13 protein-coding genes are annotated in these 15923 nt (G+C 66.8%); 5 read left to right on the top strand and 8 right to left on the bottom strand.

The window, feature by feature from the left end:
* Window positions 1–4: 4 nt before the first annotated feature.
* Window positions 5–1711 (bottom strand): NAD(P)H-dependent oxidoreductase subunit E, encoded by a 1707-nt coding sequence (locus AC56KZ_RS08435; RefSeq protein WP_497161705.1) that lies wholly within the window; start codon window positions 1709–1711, stop codon window positions 5–7.
* Between the two features lie 118 nt (window positions 1712–1829).
* A complete protein-coding gene (locus tag AC56KZ_RS08440) occupies window positions 1830–3470 on the bottom strand; it encodes an OFA family MFS transporter (protein ID WP_497161706.1) in 1641 nt (546 codons plus the stop codon).
* A gap of 122 nt (window positions 3471–3592) precedes the next feature.
* Between AC56KZ_RS08440 and AC56KZ_RS08445 the strand changes: the two genes are divergently transcribed.
* Window positions 3593–4684 (top strand): substrate-binding domain-containing protein, encoded by a 1092-nt coding sequence (locus AC56KZ_RS08445; protein ID WP_497161707.1) that lies wholly within the window; start codon window positions 3593–3595, stop codon window positions 4682–4684.
* A 6-nt stretch (window positions 4685–4690) separates the two neighbouring features.
* Here the strand turns inward: AC56KZ_RS08445 and AC56KZ_RS08450 are convergent, their stop codons facing one another.
* Window positions 4691–4927: a hypothetical protein gene (locus AC56KZ_RS08450; protein WP_497161708.1), complete on the bottom strand. Its 237-nt coding sequence runs from the start codon at window positions 4925–4927 to the stop codon at window positions 4691–4693.
* A 246-nt stretch (window positions 4928–5173) separates the two neighbouring features.
* Here AC56KZ_RS08450 and AC56KZ_RS08455 point away from each other — a divergent pair, with 246 nt between their 5' ends.
* Window positions 5174–7435 carry a sugar nucleotide-binding protein gene (locus AC56KZ_RS08455; protein WP_497161709.1) on the top strand — a complete coding sequence of 754 codons (2262 nt, stop codon included), beginning with the start codon at window positions 5174–5176 and terminating at the stop codon, window positions 7433–7435.
* Between the two features lie 113 nt (window positions 7436–7548).
* On the opposite strand, the gene waaF is transcribed toward AC56KZ_RS08455, so the two are convergent.
* Both waaF and msbA read right to left on the bottom strand, forming a co-directional pair.
* A complete protein-coding gene (gene waaF / locus AC56KZ_RS08460) occupies window positions 7549–8574 on the bottom strand; it encodes a lipopolysaccharide heptosyltransferase II (RefSeq protein ID WP_497161710.1) in 1026 nt (341 codons plus the stop codon).
* The gene (gene msbA / locus AC56KZ_RS08465) at window positions 8571–10256 is read right to left on the bottom strand and encodes a lipid A export permease/ATP-binding protein MsbA (RefSeq protein WP_497162124.1); all 1686 of its coding nucleotides are present in this window, start codon (window positions 10254–10256) and stop codon (window positions 8571–8573) included. Before msbA ends, waaF begins: the two co-directional genes overlap by 4 nt.
* 225 nt (window positions 10257–10481) lie before the next feature.
* Here msbA and AC56KZ_RS08470 point away from each other — a divergent pair, with 225 nt between their 5' ends.
* The 3 genes from AC56KZ_RS08470 to AC56KZ_RS08480 are packed head-to-tail and all read left to right on the top strand — an operon-like array spanning window position 10482 to window position 13334.
* A complete protein-coding gene (locus AC56KZ_RS08470; protein WP_497161711.1) occupies window positions 10482–11750 on the top strand; it encodes an O-antigen ligase family protein in 1269 nt (422 codons plus the stop codon).
* Window positions 11751–11784: 34 nt separating this feature from the next.
* On the top strand, window positions 11785–12678 hold the full coding sequence (locus AC56KZ_RS08475) for a glycosyltransferase family 2 protein (protein ID WP_497161712.1): 894 nt from the start codon (window positions 11785–11787) through the stop codon (window positions 12676–12678).
* Entirely contained in the window at window positions 12675–13334 is a 660-nt protein-coding gene (locus tag AC56KZ_RS08480; RefSeq protein ID WP_497161713.1) for a Rossmann-fold NAD(P)-binding domain-containing protein, read from the top strand. The genes AC56KZ_RS08475 and AC56KZ_RS08480 overlap by 4 nt, the downstream gene beginning before the upstream one ends.
* A 24-nt stretch (window positions 13335–13358) precedes the next feature.
* On the opposite strand, the gene AC56KZ_RS08485 is transcribed toward AC56KZ_RS08480, so the two are convergent.
* The 3 genes from AC56KZ_RS08485 to AC56KZ_RS08495 form a co-directional block, all read right to left on the bottom strand.
* Window positions 13359–13706, bottom strand: a complete 348-nt coding sequence (locus tag AC56KZ_RS08485) for an EF-hand domain-containing protein (RefSeq protein ID WP_497161714.1) — start codon at window positions 13704–13706, stop codon at window positions 13359–13361.
* The gene (locus tag AC56KZ_RS08490) at window positions 13703–15310 is read right to left on the bottom strand and encodes a S10 family peptidase (RefSeq protein WP_497161715.1); all 1608 of its coding nucleotides are present in this window, start codon (window positions 15308–15310) and stop codon (window positions 13703–13705) included. Before AC56KZ_RS08490 ends, AC56KZ_RS08485 begins: the two co-directional genes overlap by 4 nt.
* A 103-nt stretch (window positions 15311–15413) precedes the next feature.
* On the bottom strand, window positions 15414–15887 hold the full coding sequence (locus AC56KZ_RS08495; RefSeq protein WP_497161716.1) for a hypothetical protein: 474 nt from the start codon (window positions 15885–15887) through the stop codon (window positions 15414–15416).
* Between the last annotated feature and the right edge of the window lie 36 nt (window positions 15888–15923).

Below are 15923 nucleotides of genomic sequence, written 5' to 3' on the forward strand. Positions count from 1 at the left end.
ACGGTTACCTCTGCTGGACCAGCTCGTGCGGGAAGTATTTGATGACGCAGTCGATAGGATTCGGCGCCGCCTGGCCAAGGCCGCAGATCGATGCATCACGCATGACTTGCGACAGGTCTCCCAGCAGCGGCACGTCCCATTCGGGCTTGCGGATGATATCGAGCGCCTTGGCGGTGCCGTTGCGGCAGGGCGTGCACTGGCCGCAGGACTCGTCCTTGAAGAAGGCCAGCGTATTTCGGGCAGCATTCGTGGCCGTGTCGCGATCCGACAGGATCACGACCGCCGCCGAGCCGATGAAGCAGCCATAGGGCTGCAGCGTGTCGAAGTCGAGCGGGATGTCGCCCATGGCCGCCGGCAGGATGCCGCCCGAGGCGCCGCCCGGCAGGTAGGCATAGAACTCATGCCCGTCCAGCATGCCGCCGCAGTATTCCTCGATCAGTTCTTTCACCGTGATGCCGGCTGGCGCCACTTTCACGCCGGGTTTGTGCACACGGCCCGAGACTGAGAACGAACGCAGGCCACGCCGGCCATTACGGCCGAAGCTGGCGAACCAGTCGCCGCCGCGCTCGAGAATTTCACGCACCCAGTGCAGTGACTCGAAATTGTGTTGCAGCGTTGGCCGGCCGAACAGTCCCACCTGCGCCACATACGGCGGGCGCAGGCGCGGCATGCCGCGCTTGCCCTCGATCGATTCGATCATTGCGGATTCTTCGCCGCAGATATAGGCGCCGGCGCCGCGACGCAGGAAAAGTGGCGGCATGTTGTCGACCGGAGGATCGGCGCGCAGCTTGTCGAGCTCGGCTTCGAGCATGGCGCGGCAGCCGTGGTACTCGTCGCGCAGGTAGATATAGATGGCCTCGATGCCAACCGCCCAGGCGGCGATCAAGGCGCCTTCCAAAAAGCGGTGCGGGTCAGTCTCGAGGTGGACCCGGTCCTTGAAAGTGCCGGGCTCGCCTTCGTCGATGTTAATCGCCATCAGCCGCGGGCCGGCCTCGCCGCGCACGATGCGCCACTTGCGCCCGAGAGGGAAACCTGCGCCGCCAAGGCCACGCAGGCCGGAGCCTTCCAGGGTCGCGATGACCTGGTCGACATCGTGCTTGCCGTCGACGCAGTCGCGCAGCAGTGCATAGCCGCCAGCACGGCGATAGGCTGCATAATCGATATAGCCTTCGACAAGGTCGGTCGTCTCACCCGCTGCGGCTTTCGCCACGATCCTCTCGACGCTTGCATGGGGGACGGCATGCTGCCCGACCACGGCGGCCGGCGCCTGCTCGCAGCGGCCGATGCAGGGCGCTTCCAGCACCCGCACTTCACGCCCCAGCATGTCCGGCAGACGGGCCAGCAGGTCCTTCGCTCCCGCCATCTCGCACGACAGCCCGGCGCAGACGCGCACGGTCAGCGCGGCCGGGGCCGCCTCGCCCTCTTTCACCACGTCGAAGTGGTGATAGAAGGTGGCGACTTCATACACCTCGGTCTGCGCCAGGCGCATTTCCTGCGCCAGCGCCGCCAGGTGGTGGCTGCCCAGGCAGCCGAAGTGGTCCTGGATCTTGTGCAGGTGTTCGATCAGGAGGTCGGGCTGGCGCGATTCTGCGCCGAGCAGGGCCTGGACATCGCTCAGTGCCTGCGGGTCGACGCGGCGGCCTTTTGGGGCTTCGCGCTTGCGTTGGCGGGTCGCGCCGGCGACGGCGATCGGGATGATGGGGTGGTTCATGGGGCGTCCCATTAAATGATCAAAAATTCGATGATGGATGCGCTACGGTGTTTCGATCGTGGTCGAACGCGTGGACGGTTCCCCGTCCACGCGTTCATTCCAGCTTGCTGCGACTTCTTTACTTGAACAGTGCCGACGCCTTCTGCAGCGTGACCCAGATACCGAACATCAGCGGAATGCCCACTGCCATCCAGGCGAATGCCGTCATGGCAGGGCTGGTGGCGGCGACGCTGCCACTGCCGCCGACGCGGGTACCGGTCATGGTGCTGATGTCGCGTTCATGCGCCAGTTTTTTCTCGGCGGCCAGTTCGTCGTCAGTCATGAAGTGCTTGTCCGCTACCGGACGCAGCATCGCGTTCAGGAAAATACCCACCAGGACCAGGCCTGCCAGAACGTACATCGTCACGTCGTAAGCTTGCGCCTTCGGCACACCGTTGGCAATCTGATACTCGCGGATGTAGTTGATCAGAAGCGGACCGGCGACACCGGCTACAGCCCAGGCCGTCAGCAGGCGGCCGTGGATCGCGCCCACCATTTGCGTTCCGAACAGGTCAGCCAGGTAAGCCGGCACGGTTGCAAAACCACCGCCGTACATCGACAGGATGATGCAGGCGCAAGCCACGAACAGGGCCAGCTGGCCGGCAGCGGCGAGCGACGGAATCGACACGTACAGGATAAAACCGAGGATCAGGAAGATAAAGTAAGTTGCCTTGCGGCCGATGTAGTCGGAGCACGATGCCCACACGAAGCGGCCACCGATGTTGAACAAGGACAGCAGGCCCGTGAAACCGGCGGCGATTGCCGCGATCTGGCCTTTTTGCGCCGTGTCGAGGTCGTTGATACCGAGGTCGACGCCGATCAGGCGTCCGCCGAACATTTCCTGGATCAGCGGCGACGCCATGCCCAGGATGCCGATGCCGGCCGAGACGTTCAGGAACAGCACGCCCCAGATCAGCCAGAATTGCGGAATGCCCCAGACGCGGCTGGCGTGCACGTGCTTCGCGGTGATCATCGTGTTGGCCGACTTGGCCGGCGGGGTCCAGCCTTCAGGCTTCCAGCCGGTGGCAGGCACGCGGTAGGTCATTGCGCCGGCAACCATGAAGACGAAATAGATCGCTGCCAGGGCCAGGAAGGTTTCCCAGACGCCGACCGAGTTGGCGGTGGCGAAATGCTTCATCAGCTTGTCGGCCAGTGGGGCGCCGATCACGGCGCCGCCGCCGAAGCCCATGATGGCCATGCCGGTCGCCATGCCACGGCGGTCCGGGAACCATTTGATCAGGGTGGAGACGGGCGAAATATAGCCGAGACCCAGGCCAATGCCGCCGATGACGCCGGAACCGAGCCACATCAGCCAGATCTGGTGGGTGTACACGCCCAGGGCCGAGATCACCAGGCCGCCGCACCAGCAGACTGCCGACACCAGGCCGGCCTTGCGCGGACCGGCATGTTCGAGCCAGCCGCCGAAGAGCCATGCAGCCAGGCCCAGGAAGACGAAGAAGAGCGTATACATCCAGCCGAGCATCGAGATCTTCCAGTCGCAGGTCGTGGAGAAGATCTGGGCCATGAAGCCCATGCTGGGGTCGCATGCGAGCGACTCGGTGATGCCGATTGCTTTCGAGAGCGGCAGCCAGAACACGGAGAAGCCGTAGGCCATGCCGATGCACAAATGGATTGCGAGCGCCGCCGGCGGTACCAGCCAGCGGTTAAAGCCTGGCCCCGCGATCGTGTGCTCCTTGTTTAGAAAATCAAATAACGCCATGTCCCCTCCGGTTTTTATAGTCATCGAAATATGCTGATAAAAGCATATTAAATCGTCAAATATTGTTGTTTCGTGGAGGGTAGCATGATGCTTTTAGGATAGAAATAGGCTATTTTGAGCATATGCTCAAAGTACACATTCGCCCACACTGGGAAATCAGCGTTAAGGACGACGCGCCGCTCGACACCTCCAACCTGCTTGGCCTCCTGCTCTCGATCCAGGACACCGGATCGATCGCCCAGGCGGCCAAGAGCGTCGGCCTGTCCTACCGTTATGCCTGGGGCCTGCTGCGCTCGGCCGAAACCCTGTTCGGCGAACAGTTGCTGCAGACCGGGCGCGGACGCGGCACGACGCTCACGCTGCTGGCGCAAAAGCTGGTCTGGGCCGACCGCCGCATTGCCGCGCGGCTGGCGCCGACGCTGCACAGCCTGGCTTCGGAACTGGAAGCGGAACTCGGGCGCGCCACCTCCGGCAGCATGCTGGCACTGCGCATGGATGCCAGCCACGGCTTCGCCGTCGCCGCGCTGGTGCGCCACATCGACCGCGACGTGTTGCCGATCGACCTGCGCTACCGCACCAGCACCGAAGCCGTCGCGGCCTTGGCGCGGCGCGAATGCGACCTGGCCGGCTTCCACGTGCCCATCGGCCGCTTCGCGCAGGCGACGGCAGCCTGGTACCTGCGCTGGCTCGACCCGGCGCAGCACTGCCTGATCCATGTCGCCGGACGCGAACAAGGCCTGATCACGGCGCGCGGCAATCCACTGGGGCTGACCGGCCTGGCCGACCTGGCCCGGCCCGACGTGCGCTTCGTGAACCGCCAGGCCGGTTCCGGGACGCGCATGCTGTGCGAGATGATGCTGGCGGCCGACGGCCCGTCGCCGGAATCGATCAATGGCTTCAACAGCGCCGAATTCACGCATTCGGCGGTGGCCGCCTACATCGCCAGCGGAATGGCCGATGCCGGCGTCGGCATGCGCGCCGCGGCCGCGCACTTCAAACTGGATTTCATTCCGCTGATGCGCGAGCAGTATTATTTTGCGTTGCGCCGCGAGACGCTGGAGGAACCGCGCATGGGAGAGCTGCTCGAGCTGATGCGGGCGCCGGCCTACCTGGCCATCGTCGACGCCCTGCCCGGCTACGATGCCACCGACACCGGTAAACTTGCGGGCCTGACCGAGGCCTTCCTGCGCTGTGAGGACGCGACGAACTCCTAGGGTGGATCAGGGCCGGCGTTTTTTCCAGTTGTAGGCCGGCCCCGTCACGTCCACGCCCGGATGCCCGACCACGTCCGGGTGCTCGGAACACATCGTAATGAAGCGCAGGCCCTCGCCGGCGCGCTGGCGGCGGCGCAGCTCTTCCATGAAGCCCATCGCCTTGACCATCTCTTCGGTAGCGAAGCCCTCGGCATGCGGGCGGGTTCCTGCTTCATCAAAAACTGTCCAATACACCATGTACATGAGTCGCTCCCGAATGCGCTTTGACGGAATTGCCGAATTGGCAAGGAATGTCCTATTCTTGCACGCCATGAGCCAGGCATAGCGCACAATTTCGACGCAGATACCCGATATTTAGGGGAGGAAAGGGTTTATTAGGCAAAAGAGTAGGACTAGTCCGAAATGTCTTCCATATGTTCGCCGGTTAACACAAGACCATCGGTGTGGCCGCTAGGCTGGAGCCTGTCTATATAAATGCAGGATGGTCTCATGAATCATGACAAGCAAATCCAGCCAGGGTCGGCAACAGAGCTGGCGCTTTGGGGCGGCCTTGAATGCACGGTCAACCGTGTACGCGACAACTACTTCAGCCAGATGGACCGCAACGGCCACAGCGACCGGCTGCAAGACATCGAACGCTTCGCCTCCCTCGGCATCAAGGCCATCCGCTATCCGGTACTGTGGGAGTGCGTCGCACCCGAGCGCATCGAAGACGCCGACTGGACCTGGTCCGACGAGCGCCTGCCGGTGCTGCAGAAGCTGGGCGTGACCCCGATCGTCGGCCTGCTGCACCATGGCAGCGGTCCACGCCATACCAGCCTGGTCGATGCCGACTTTCCCGAAAAGCTCGCCGAGTACGCCGGCGCGGTAGCGCAGCGCTACCCCTGGGCCGAGTACTACACCCCGGTCAACGAAATCCTGACCACGGCGCGCTTTTCAGGCCTGTATGGCGTCTGGTACCCGCATGGCGAAACCCACGAACTGTTCGTGCGCGCGCTGCTGGGGCAATGCAAGGGCACGGTGCTGGCGATGCGGGCGATTCGCGCGGTCAACCCGGACGCGAAGCTGGTGCAGACCGACGACCTGTCGAAGACCTACGGCACGCCCGAAATGCAGGAGCTGGTCGACTTCTTCAACGAGCGGCGCTGGCTGGGCTGGGACCTGCTGTGCGGGATGATCGATGAAGAGCACAAGATGTACGATTACCTGCTCGCGTCCGGCGCCACGCCCGCGCAACTGGAGTGGTTCCGCGAGAACCCCTGCCCTCCCGACATCATCGGCGTCAACTACTATGCCACCAGCGAGCGCTGGATCGATCACCGGCGCGAGCGCTATCCCGAGAGCCGTTGGGGCAATTACGATGGCCAGCTGTTCGCCGACATCGAAACGCCGCGCGTGCTGGCCACGCCCACGCCGGGCATCGGCCCGCTGCTGCAGGAAACCTGGGAGCGCTACGGCCTGCCGATCGCCGTCACCGAAGCGCATATCGACGCCAACCGCGAAGACCAGATGCGCTGGCTCGTCGAGATCTGGAACGCCGCCAGGAAGGTGCGCGAAAAAGGCGCCGACGTGCGCGCGGTCACGGTCTGGGCGCTGCTCGGTTCCTACGACTGGAACTGCCTGGTCACCGAATGCAAGGGCTATTACGAGCCGGGCCCGTTCGACGTGCGCGGCCCCGTACCGCGCCCGACCGCCGTGGCAACGCTGATGCGCGAACTCGCTTCCAACCGCCCGCTGTCGAACCCGGTGCTGCAGGGAGAGGGTTGGTGGCGCCGCCCCGACCGCTTCATGTGCAAACCGGTGGCCACCCGTACCGCGGTGGCCGACATCGCGGTGCGCAGCCAGTTCCGCTCGAACCTGGCGCAGCCGATCCTGATCACCGGCGCCACCGGCACCCTCGGTTCGGCCTTTGCCCGCATCTGCAAGAAACGCAACCTGGCCTGCCACGTGCTGACGCGCCAGGAGATGGACATCACCGATCCGGCTTCGGTGGAGGCGGCGATCCAGCGCTTCAAGCCCTGGGCGATCATCAACGCCGGCGGCTATGTGCGCGTCGACGATGCCGAGACCGACGTCGAGAACTGCATGGACGGCAATACGCTGGGGCCGAACATCCTGGCGCTGGCCTGCATCCGCCATGCGCTGCGCTTCATGACCTTCTCGACCGACCTGGTGTTCGACGGCAGCAAGGGCGCGCCCTACGTCGAGTCCGATCCGGTGGCGCCGCTGGGCGTCTACGGCCGCAGCAAGGCAGATGCCGAGCAGCGGGTGCTGGAAGCCGATCCGCAGGCCCTGATCATCCGCACCAGTTCCTTCTTCGGCCCCTGGGACAAGCACAATTTCGTGACCCAGGCCCTGAGCGCCCTGAAATCCGGCCGCCCGTTTGCCGCCGCGAACGACCTGGTGGTGTCGCCGACTTATGTGCCAGACCTGGTGAACGCCAGCCTCGACCTGATGATCGACCGCGAGCGCGGCATCTGGCACCTGACGAATGCCGAATCGGTCACCTGGGCCGAGCTGGCGCGCAAGGCCTGCCAGGTGGCGGGCGTCGACGCCGGCGGCTTGCAGGAACGCTCCGCTGCCGAATCGGGTTATGCCGCCGTACGCCCGGCCTTCTCGGCCCTTGCCAGCGAGCGCGGCGTGCTGCTGCCCTCGCTGGAAGACGCACTGGCGCGCTATATCAAGGCGCTCGAGGAACACGCGATCGACGACGGCGAACTGGCGGGGGAAGCGGCGCACTACGCCAGCTGAGGCCCGCAATGGTTTGCAGGGCCGGCCGGGGCCGGACGCAGGACGCGTTGGCGCCGGTTGGTTGTTGTTCGGAGGGTGCGAACCGCGTGGAGTCGGGACTCCACCCTACGAACCTAGGAACCGAGCACCGGCCCCAGCGCGCGCCACACCAGCGGCGCCTCCATCTGCTCCATGCAGTTGTGATGCCCGAGCGGGCATTCGCGCTGGCGGCAGGGCGAGCAGTCCAGGCGCAGCGAGAGCGCGTGCGCGATGTCGGAAAACGGCGGCGCGTGATCGGGATCGGTCGGGCCGTACAGGGCTACCACCGGCCGGTTCAGGCTCGAGGCGATATGCAGCAGGCCCGAATCGTTGGCCACCACGGCGGCGCAGCGCGCAATGACGGCGATCGCTTCATCGAGCCGGGTGCGGCCCGCCAGGTTCAGGATGGCGGCGGCGGCGGCTTCGCCGGCGTGGGCAATGACCTCGTCGCAGGTGTCGCGGTCCTTCGGTGAGCCGAGCAGCACGATGCGCGCCGCCGGGTCCTGTTCCAGGATGGCGCGCGCCAGCGCCCCGAAATGGCGCGGCGGCCAGCGCTTGGCCTGGCCGAACTCGGCGCCCGGCGCAAAGGCGACCAGCGGCCCCGCCCCATCGATGCCCAGCGCTGCGCAGGCCGCCTCGATACGCTCGCCCGGCACAAGCAGGCGCGGGCGCGGGGCTGGCGCCGCCACGGTCCCGGGCTCGTCGGCCAGCGCGGCATAGAAAGGCACCATCGGCCGCGGCGGCTGCTCGTCGTGGTGCATCACGTTGACCAGGCCGTAGCGCAGCTCGCCCTTGTAGCCGACCCGCCGCCCGATCCCGGCCAGCCAGGGAATCAGCGCATATTTCAGCGTGTTGGGCAGCACGTAGGAGTCGGCGTAGCCGCGCGCGCGCAGTAGCTGCGCGTACTTCCAGCGCTCGCGCAGCTGCAGCGCCTTGTGCCTAAACGGCGTCTCGAGCACCGTATCCACCTCGGCCACCGCGCGCCAGACCGGCGCCACCGACGGCGGCGCCAGCACGTCGATCGGCCGCCCCGGATGGCGCGCTTTCAGGCGCGCCAGCAGCGGCTGCGCCATCACGGCGTCGCCGATCCAGTTCGGCGAAATGATCAGGGTGCGCTTCATGGAGCGGTCGTTTCCGCAGCGCCATCGACACCCGCCGCCGCGAACTGCAGGCGGTACAGGTTGGCGTAGGAGCCTCCAAGCGCCAGCAATTGCTCGTGCGTGCCCTGCTCGACGATGCGGCCGTGCTCCATGACGACGATGCGGTCGGCGCCCTCGATGGTCGAAAGGCGGTGGGCGATGACGATCGTGGTGCGCCCCGCCATCAGGCTGTCGAGGGCGGCCTGCACGGCGCGCTCGGATTCGTTGTCGAGCGCCGAGGTGGCTTCGTCGAGGATCAGGATCGGCGCGTCCTTGTAGATTGCGCGCGCGATCGCCACGCGCTGGCGCTGGCCGCCCGACAGGCGCATGCCGTTCTCGCCGATCATCGATTCGACGCCGTCCGGCAGGCGCGCCACCACGTCCGTCAGGTGCGCCGCTTTCACCGCGCCGGCCAGGCGTTCGTAGTCGATGCGCAGGGCGCCATAGGCGATGTTGGCGGCCAGGGTGTCGTCGAACAGCACCACGTTCTGGCTCACCATCGCCAGCTGGGCGCGCAGCGATGCCAAACTCAGTTCGGGATACGGCAGGCCGTCGAGCAGGATGCGCCCTTCTTGCGGATCGTAGAAGCGGGTCGCGAGGTTCACGAACGTCGACTTGCCGCCGCCCGAGGTGCCCACCAGCGCCACCGTCTGGCCCGGGGCGATGTCGAGCGAGACGTGCTGCAGGGCCGGCGTGGCGCTGTTCGGGTAATGGAAGGAGACGTCCTCGAAGACCAGGTGGCCGGTGGCGCGTTCGAGCACGCGCGTGCCGGTGTCCTGCTCGACCGGCGAGTCGATCATCTCGAACACGGTTTCGGCGGCGGCGATCCCGCGCTGCATCGGCCCGTTGACTTCGGCCAGCGATTTCAGGGGCGTGAGCAGCATCAGCATCATGGTCACGAACTGGGTGAATTCGCCGACCGTCATGTCGGCGCGGATCGCCAGCACGATCACCAGCGACAGCGTCATCGAGGTGGCGATCTGGGTCACCGGCGCGGTGGCGGCAAAGGCCACCGTGCTGCGCTGGGAAAAGCCGCGCAGCGCTTCGCTGCGCGCATCGAAACGCCGGCGCTCGTAACGCTCGCCCGAGAACACGCGGATCACCTGGTGGCCGCGCGCCGCTTCTTCCACGACTTGCGTCATCTCGGCGGTCACGCGCTGGTTCTCGCGGTGCAGGTGGCGCAGGCGCTTGGTGGTGGTGCGCACGATGACGGCGGTCAGCGGCATGACCACCACCGCCACCAGCGTCAGTTTCCAGTTCAGGTACAAGAGCGTGCCGAGCAGGCCGGCCACGACCAGGGTGTCGCGCACGCAGGCGATGAAGACCGAGTTGATCATGTCGACCACCTGGCGCACGTCACCGATCACGGTGTTGATGATCTTGCCGGTGGACTCTTCGTGGAAGCGCGCCGCGGGCAGCCGCAGCAGGCGGTCGAACAGCTGCGCGCGCAGGTCGTTCAGGACGCGGCTGATGACCCAGTTGTTCAGGTAGGCGGTGGCGAAGGTGCCGATCCCGCGCAGCACGAAAATCGAGATCAGGATGCCCGGGATCCACCAGAGCGAAAAATCGACCTTGTTGTTGAAACCCTTGTCCAGCAAGAGCTGGAGGGCCTTGCCCAGCAGCGGCTGGGTGGCCGCGGTGAGCGCCATTGCCAGCAAGGCCATGTACGAGCGGCTGCGGTAGGGTTTGATGAACGCCCACAGGCGTTTGACGATGACACTGTTTTCCACTTTGCTCTTTTCGCTGGCGGCGGCAGTCGCCTCAACTCGCCATTTTCGCATACTCGGCTTCGCGTGCGGCAGCCGGGGCAGCTTACTTGCCTAAGGTACAATGAGCCCGATTTTGACGGCCGGGCCGGCGCGCGCCGCCGCGTCCAGACAAGGAACCAGATGCAGCACCCCGCCCCCCTCCCCATCGTCAACGCGGCCGCGCGCAGCGGCGGCCGGATCGAGCGCATTGCGCGCCAGCTGCTGCTGCTGGCCGCCTTCAGCATTCCATTCTCGACGGCGCTGACGAACGTCTTCGCTGGCCTGACCCTGATCGCTTTCGTGGCCGCGCTGCTGGCCGACGGTTCGCTGGCGCGGCTGCTGCGTACGCCGGCGGCAATGCTGGCGCTGGCGCTGCTGGCCCTGGTGCTGCTGGGCAGTACCTGGTCGATCGCGCCACCCGAGGAACTGCAGGACGGCCTGCGCAAGTACACCAAGCTGCTGGTGCTGCCGCTGGCCCTGTGCCTGTGCGGGCGCGCGCCCGGCCTGCCGGCGCGCGTGCTGTACGCGTCGCTGGGCGGCTGCGCGGTGCTGGCGACCGCGCTCTACCTGGTCTGGTTCGACAGCATGCCCACGTCCAGCCTCGGCTGGTGGCGCGTGGGCGACATGAACGACCCGTTTGCCTTGCGCAACCACATCACGATCGGCATCCTGCTTTCGTTCGCCGCCTGCGCCTGCTTATTGCTGGCGACCTGGACGCAAGGGACGCGCGCCCGCCTGGCCCTGTGCGGCGCCGGCCTGTATTTCGCCTTGCCCATCCTGATGGGCAACGGCCGCACCGGCTATGTCGGCCTGTTCATCGGACTGTTCGCGCTCTACCTGTTGCGTGCTCGCGTGACCTGGCTGCGCAGCATTCTTGTTGCGGCCGCGATGTCGCTCCTGTTCGGCGGCGTCTATCTGGTATCCCCGAACGTCAAGACGCGCATGGACCTGCTGGTGGCGGAAGTGTCGAAAGACGACGCCACCACGCCCAACGGCCTGCGCATCAGTTTCATGAAAACCGGATCCCGGGCCGTGGCCGAGCGCCCGCTGCTGGGCTACGGCACCGGATCGTTCTCGGAAGTGTATGCCCCGGAAGCGCAGCGGATCTGGGGCGCGTCGCCGGACACGGCGCGCGTGCGCCACCAGCCGCACAGCGAGCCGCTGCTGCTGGCGGTGCAGTTCGGCCTGCCCGGCCTGGCCCTGTATTTCGCCCTGCTCGGCGCCATCGGCAAGGCCGCACTGGCGCGCCGCGACAAGCTGGCCGATGCGCTCGCCTTGCTGCTGGCAATCTATGGCCTGACATCCCTCTTCAACAGTCTGCTGTGGAACCCGACCGAAGCCTACTGGTTCCTGCTGTTGGCAGGGGCCCTGTATGCACATTGCGTGCCGCCCCGCGAGGCTGCACAATAGGCGTTCCAGCACAGCGATACGGTCGGCCATGAACATGAATGTGAACAATAAGAACTTTCTCATCTCCATCGTCATCGCGACCTACAACTGGCCGGAGGCGCTGCGTGCCTGCGTCGAAGCCTGTTTTCGCCAGAGCGACCGGAACATCGAGATCATCATCGCCGACGATGGTTCCGGCGAGCCCACCCGGGCGGTGGTGGAACAATTGATCGCCCGGTCGCCGGTGCCGATGCGCCACGCCTGGCAGCCGGACAACGGTTTCCGGCTGGCGCAATCGCGCAACAACGGCATTCTGGCCGCGCGCGGCGACTACATCATCGCGCTCGACGGCGACTGCGTGCCGCAAACGGACTTCATCGCCCGCCACCGCCAGCTGGCCGAACCCGGCTACATGGTGACCGGCAGCCGCATCCTGCTGAGCGAGGCATTCAGCAAGCGCGTGCTGCTCGAGGCGCTCGACCTGCAATCGCTCGGCCTGGCTGAAACACTGCGCTATCGGCTGCAGGGCGGCCTGGGCAAGGCGGCGCAACTGCTGGTCAAGCTGCCCGATATCGGCCGCCGCCGCCGCCGCCGCTTCAGCTTCCGCCGCATCAAGGGCTGCAATATGGCCTTCTGGCGCGCCGACCTGGAGCGCGTCAATGGTTTCGACGAGAGTTTTCGCGGCTGGGGCTACGAGGACTCGGACGTGGTGGCACGCCTGTATCACGCCGGCGTGATGCGCAAGGACGGCGCCTATGCCACCGAGATCTTCCACCTGTGGCACCGCGAAGCGCAGCGCGACCGCGCCTCGAGCAACGAGCACATCGTGCTGGAGCGGATCAAGGACAGGACGACGCAGGCGGCGATCGGCCTGCGAGAGCACACCAATGAGCACGCCGTCGCCCAAGCCGACGCCGCGGCGCTGGCCACCGGCCCGTCGGCGGCATGAGCACAAGCACACCCGCCGGGCGCCGCGTCCTGCTGGCCGGCGCCAGCGGCCTGGTTGGCGGCGAGCTGCTGCGCGCCCTGCTGGCCGACGACACGGTGGCCGCGGTGCATGTGCTGGCGCGGCGCGCACTGCCGCTCGAGCACCCCAAACTGCGGGTGCGGCTCGTCGATTTCGGCGCCTTGCCGTCCCTCCCCGCACTCGATGAAGCCTACCTCGCCCTCGGCACGACGATCAAGGCGGCCGGCAGCCAGGCGGCGTTCCGAGCGGTGGATTTCGACGCCAACCTGGCGGTGGCGCGTGCCGCCCTGGCCGCCGGCGCCGGCCGAATCGGCCTCGTCAGCGCCATGGGCGCCGCTGCGCAATCGCGGGTTTTCTACAACCGCGTCAAGGGCGAACTCGAAGACGCTGTCGGCGCGCTCGGCTTCCAGGCCATGGTGATCGCGCGGCCATCGCTGTTGCTCGGAGACCGTGGCGCGCTCGGGCAAGCCGCGCGGCCAGGGGAGCATGCCGGCGCCCTGCTCGCGGGCCTGCTGCGGCCCCTGGTTCCGGCGCGCTACCGGCCGATCCCCGCGCGTGACGTCGCGCGCGCACTGCTTACGCAGGTCCCTGCGGCCGAGGGCCAGGTGGTGCTGGCGTCGGACGCGATGCAGGGCTGAACGCCTGCATTCACCCTGCGCCAGCTAGCGCCGTTCGGCCTTTGCCCGCGCCAGGTAGGCGCGCAGGTCGTCGAAGCTGACGGCGCCGCGGCGGCCGGTGTCGATGGCCTCGAAATGCCTGGCCACGAAGCCGAAATTCTTCGCTTCTTCAAGCGTCAGGCTGCCGTTGGCGTCGAGGTCGGCCGCGCGGAACTGCGCCTCCAGCTTGGCCAGCACCTGTGCGCGCAGGGCGGCGCCCTGGGCCGGCGCTTCGGCCGGACGCACGCGCAACGCCGGCGGCACCTGGGCATCGACGCCGGCCTGCGCCTGCGCGCCCGGGGACGCCAGATACGCCGCACCCGCGATCAGGAAAATCAGATTCATGGTTTTCATTGTGCCACCGATACGCTGTTGTAGAAGGCGCGCAGGTCTGTCTTCTGGAGCTTGCGCACGCGGTCGTCGAGGTAGCTCATGTGCCCGCTGTCGTAGTTGCGGACCTGGATGCCGGCGCCGGCGCCCAGCCGCGCCAGGTCGAGTTCGGTCTGGTAGAAGGGCGTCGCCAGGTCATGGTAGCCGCCCATGGCCAGCACCTTCATGGCCGGGTTGAGCGTCAGCGCCGCGGCCAGGTCCGGTATCGTGTCCGGCAGGGCCCGGCCGTCATGCGAGAAGTTCCACCCGTTGATGACGTTGTTGGAACTCATGTAGGGCATGGTCGCGGTATAGCGCAGTTCGGTCTCGAGATAGGGGCGGACGGCATTCACGAAGGTGTTATTGATGATTGACATCGACGGGTCGCCGCCGACCGCCAGCGCGCTGCCCGTGGGCGCCACCACCCGCGCATCGTAGCGCCCCATCACCTGCCCCGGCAGGCGGCGCGCGCGGTAGCCGCCCGGCACCATCGAAAAATCCTGGCGCCAGGTCGCCACCGGCAGCCCGGTGAAGGTTTCCAGCTGCGCCAGGGTGGCGTCGGTCGGCGGCGTGCCGCTGGCCAGGAAGCTCGTCACCTCGCTGCGGTAGCTGCCGGCGGCAAACTCGCGCGCGCGCTGCAGCACCGACGCGAAATCGGCCGGCAGCGAGCCGCCGTTCTGGTGGTAGGCCGACACCGCCGCGTAGCTCGGGATATAACCTTCGCAGCTGACCTGGCCCGGGTTGAACACGCCGCAGTTGGAGTTGTAGTTGAGGGCGGCCGACTGCAGCACCACGCCGGTCACGCGCACCCCGGCGCTCTCGAGCAGATTGGCCATGATGGCCGCGCGCGGTCCGCCGTAGGATTCGCCGAACAGGTAGACCGGCGACGCCTGCCGGTTATTCGCCACCAGGTAGCGCCGCACGAAGTCGCGGAAGGCCGCGGCATCGCGGTCGACGCCCCAGAACTGGGCATTCGTGTTGGGCGCTACCGCCTGCGAATAACCGGTGCCGATGGCGTCGACGAAGACCAGGTCGGAGTGGTCGAGCAGGGTTTCCTGGTTGTCGACGAACTGCACCGGGCCGGCGAGCGGCGTGGTGGACGGGAAGCTGGTGGCCAGCCGGCGCGGGCCGAAGGAGCCGAGGTGCAGCCAGATCGACGCCGAGCCCGGCCCGCCGTTATAGAAGAAAGTGAGCGGACGCTGCGCCGCCGGCTGGGCGCCGGCGGTGTAGGCGATATAGAAGAAGGATGCCGCCGGCTGTCCGGTCTGCAGGTCGGTGGCCGTCAGGTGGCCGGCTTTGGCTGTGTAGTCGAGCTGGCGGTTATCGAGGGTGATGCGGGTGTCGACCGTGGAAGATGCTTCCTGCGCGCTGACCAGCGAGGCCGTGGCCGCGCCGGAATACAGCACCGGATCGGCATAGCTGCCGGGCAGCGCGGCAACCGGCGGCGGCAGCGGTTGCGGCACGGCCATTGGCGGAGGGTCTCCGCCACCTCCGCCGCACGCGGCCAGGAGAGAAGCGAGCAGCAGGCTGGCCAGCGTGCTGGCTGGAGGAGCGCGACGCGGCTGTCGCAGGCAAGCGTGATGGACCATCGTCGTTCTCACGGAAATCGGCAGGGATGAGGCCGATTATGCACCGCTTGTTGAAAAACTCAACAATTATCACAAGCACCACAGCCGCGTGTGGTTGGCCTGGCTAGCTCCGCTGCGATCGCGTTGCCAGCGTCACGATCGCCAGGCTCGCCGCGACAACCAGCGCGTCTTCGATCAGGCCGCTGCGGGTCTGGCCCATCTCCGCCATCGCTTCCTTGCGGGCGGCAAGGGTGATATACGCCAGCGGGACGGCAGTGGCGACGGCAACCGCGGCGCCGGCCTGCTCGCGCCCCGGCGGCGCCAGGGCCGCACCGGCGATCCCGGCGCTGAGGACACGCGCCAGCAGTCCGAGGAAGACCGTGCGGTCGGGCGCCGACTTCATCTTGTCGCCAAACAGTTCGCCCACGCCCATCGCCAGCGCACCGTACTTGAACAGGGGGCGGTTCAGGAGCGCCAGGTGGCCGGTCGTGTCGCGCCCGGCAAGGCGGGCCGTGGCGAGCGTGGCCATGGGCGTCATGGAGCGCGCGCTGGCGACGGCGCCGATCAGGGCGGAAGGGAGCAGGCTGTGCATGGTCATCGTGAAGGAATCCGGTAGGTGGAAGAGAGCAGTCTC

It is taken from the genome of Telluria sp. LT2P34 (assembly GCF_059685915.1).

What these genes read in the sequence shown, in the direction of transcription:
- AC56KZ_RS08435 (WP_497161705.1), bottom strand. Translation starts at nt 1,711, where the DNA reads ATGAACCACCCCATCATCCCGATCGCCGTCGCCGGCGCGACCCGCCAA.
- AC56KZ_RS08440 (WP_497161706.1), bottom strand. Translation starts at nt 3,470, where the DNA reads ATGGCGTTATTTGATTTTCTAAACAAGGAGCACACGATCGCGGGGCCA.
- AC56KZ_RS08445 (WP_497161707.1), top strand. Translation starts at nt 3,593, where the DNA reads ATGCTCAAAGTACACATTCGCCCACACTGGGAAATCAGCGTTAAGGAC.
- AC56KZ_RS08450 (WP_497161708.1), bottom strand. Translation starts at nt 4,927, where the DNA reads ATGTACATGGTGTATTGGACAGTTTTTGATGAAGCAGGAACCCGCCCG.
- AC56KZ_RS08455 (WP_497161709.1), top strand. Translation starts at nt 5,174, where the DNA reads ATGAATCATGACAAGCAAATCCAGCCAGGGTCGGCAACAGAGCTGGCG.
- waaF (WP_497161710.1), bottom strand. Translation starts at nt 8,574, where the DNA reads ATGAAGCGCACCCTGATCATTTCGCCGAACTGGATCGGCGACGCCGTG.
- msbA (WP_497162124.1), bottom strand. Translation starts at nt 10,256, where the DNA reads ATGGCCTTGCTGGCAATGGCGCTCACCGCGGCCACCCAGCCGCTGCTG.
- AC56KZ_RS08470 (WP_497161711.1), top strand. Translation starts at nt 10,482, where the DNA reads ATGCAGCACCCCGCCCCCCTCCCCATCGTCAACGCGGCCGCGCGCAGC.
- AC56KZ_RS08475 (WP_497161712.1), top strand. Translation starts at nt 11,785, where the DNA reads ATGAATGTGAACAATAAGAACTTTCTCATCTCCATCGTCATCGCGACC.
- AC56KZ_RS08480 (WP_497161713.1), top strand. Translation starts at nt 12,675, where the DNA reads ATGAGCACAAGCACACCCGCCGGGCGCCGCGTCCTGCTGGCCGGCGCC.
- AC56KZ_RS08485 (WP_497161714.1), bottom strand. Translation starts at nt 13,706, where the DNA reads ATGAAAACCATGAATCTGATTTTCCTGATCGCGGGTGCGGCGTATCTG.
- AC56KZ_RS08490 (WP_497161715.1), bottom strand. Translation starts at nt 15,310, where the DNA reads ATGGTCCATCACGCTTGCCTGCGACAGCCGCGTCGCGCTCCTCCAGCC.
- AC56KZ_RS08495 (WP_497161716.1), bottom strand. Translation starts at nt 15,887, where the DNA reads ATGACCATGCACAGCCTGCTCCCTTCCGCCCTGATCGGCGCCGTCGCC.